Origin of the sequence: Vibrio sp. 10N.222.48.A3, assembly GCF_041475345.1 — a bacterium.
GTDB lineage: Bacteria > Pseudomonadota > Gammaproteobacteria > Enterobacterales > Vibrionaceae > Vibrio > Vibrio tasmaniensis_A.
The window spans coordinates 1-1,865 of the sequence record NZ_JBFRVX010000732.1; the positions used below are offsets into that span (position 1 = coordinate 1).

The 1,865-nt window shown below is 45.0% G+C and carries 2 protein-coding genes; both read left to right on the forward strand.

Annotated elements, in window-relative coordinates:
• The first annotated feature begins 66 nt into the window (after positions 1-66).
• Positions 67-903, forward strand: coding sequence for an OmpA family protein (locus AB4653_RS19125; protein ID WP_009846757.1), 837 nt, complete (start codon positions 67-69; stop codon positions 901-903).
• Positions 900-1,865: SLBB domain-containing protein (locus AB4653_RS19130; protein WP_372105018.1), on the forward strand; the 966-nt coding region annotated here is incomplete at its 3' end. The genes AB4653_RS19125 and AB4653_RS19130, both read left to right, overlap by 4 nt.

Consider the following 1,865-nt stretch of genomic DNA (forward strand, 5'->3'; position numbering starts at 1 on the left):
ATGAAGATCCACTAAGCTAGAAGTAACAAAACATAATAATAAAAAGTAAAAACATAGGACGTTGGCATGAAAATACTGAAAAACTACATAGCCCTTTCTCTGTCTGCTTTGGTTCTAGGTGGCTGTACTAGCTACCCTGAACAAGGCACCGGCGGTTTGGCTGAAAGTTATGACTCTATTAATTACCAAAATTCCGACTTTTCTCCTGTCATGCCAGACGAACCTCTTGGTCCTGAACACGGATTACGTTTTGATTGGCAACTGGCCAAATTACATCTTGATGCCTTGATTCAAGAAGGCGCCCGTTGGTGCTTCCCCGCTGCTGTTGTGCAAGCGATAGAGAAGCAAAATCGTATCGCTCGTGAACTACAAGGAGGCCTGCTTCTAGATGCGGCCAACGACCTAGTCATTCAAAGAAAACGCTTAAACGAACTTGAAGTCCAACTGGACTATGTGACCTCACAAGCCCGCTGTGAACCACCAAAAAATGAAAACCAATTTAGAATGCAATTGTCGGTTATCGAACAGTTGTATGACCTGCTTAATGTTGACAACCAATTCGCGGAAAACTCTACCGAAGTCAATCCCAAGTACATGGGAAGACTTGCCGAGGCGACCACACTACTGAATAAACATAAATCTCTAGACCTTGTTGTTACGGGTCATGCCGATGCTACGGGTACCGAAAAATTTAACGATGACTTAGCACTTGGACGTGCTAAACAAGTCGAACGTTACCTAACTATTTTTGGCTTAGGTGCTCAGCGAATTAAAGCCGTGTCTGTTGGTGAAACTGTCCCTCTTTTTGAAGGCGAATCAGACGGTACGCGTTTAACTAACCGCCGAGTGAGTATCGAAATTATCTCCCCTAAAAATGCCGAGAAAATGGGAGGTGGATTATGAAATTATTGATCGCTTTTATCATCACCCTATCGTTAAGCTTTACGAGTGTCGTGAATGCGAGCGAAGAGTTTTCAGACGCGGTTCAAGTCGGTGACCTTATCCAAGTTAACGTACCCGGTGAAAGTACGTTGAACACAGGGTTCCAAGTGGATAAACGTGGCCGCATTACCCTTCCTGAAGTTGGCGCCGTATTTGTTGCCGGTTATGACAGTGAGCAACTTAACAAAGTCGTTCTAGAATCACTGGCTACCGCTTATAAAGATCTTTCGAACGCTTCGGTGTACGTCAAAGAACAACAAATCATTATTTACGTTCAGGGTTATGTCGAACAGCCTGGCGAATACACACTGGCATTGGGTTCTAGCATCCAAATGGCGCTTTACGCAGCCGGTGGATTACGTCCAGGAGCACAACTGGACAAATTGATTCTTAAGCGAGGCGCGGACAAGAAAGAGTTTAACTACAAACGTTTCCTTGATTCAGGTGACGAATCATCGCTACCTAATCTGCAATCACTGGATTCGCTTTTTGTTCCAGCATCGCCATTAGTAGGCAATATTGAACAAGAGTTCGATGCAGCAAAGCTTGCTAACTCTGGTGACAGTGCTGACTCTCGCAATTCAATTAAAGTATTTGGCGAAGTAAATGCACCGGGGTCGTTCACTTATAAAGAGAGCACCGATCTTGTCGACGTACTAATGCGCTCGGGCGGTGTTACTCGTTATGCCAGTGTTGAGCAAATCCGAGTAATTTCAAACAACACGCCTACGCTGTTCAACCTTAAGCGTTATTTGGATTCTGGTGACGAAAGCCTACTTCCAATCTTACGCCCAGGTGCAACGATTTTTGTGCCGAAGCAAGAGGAAGAGATCAAATCCGGCGCAAACATGGTTTACGTTATGGGTGAAGTCGCTGCCCCTGGCGCTTTTGAAGGAAAGAGAGACGCTACCTTCATGGATATC

Coding starts and splice junctions, on each gene's coding strand:
- AB4653_RS19125 (WP_009846757.1), top strand. CDS start 67: ATGAAAATACTGAAAAACTACATAGCCCTTTCTCTGTCTGCTTTGGTT.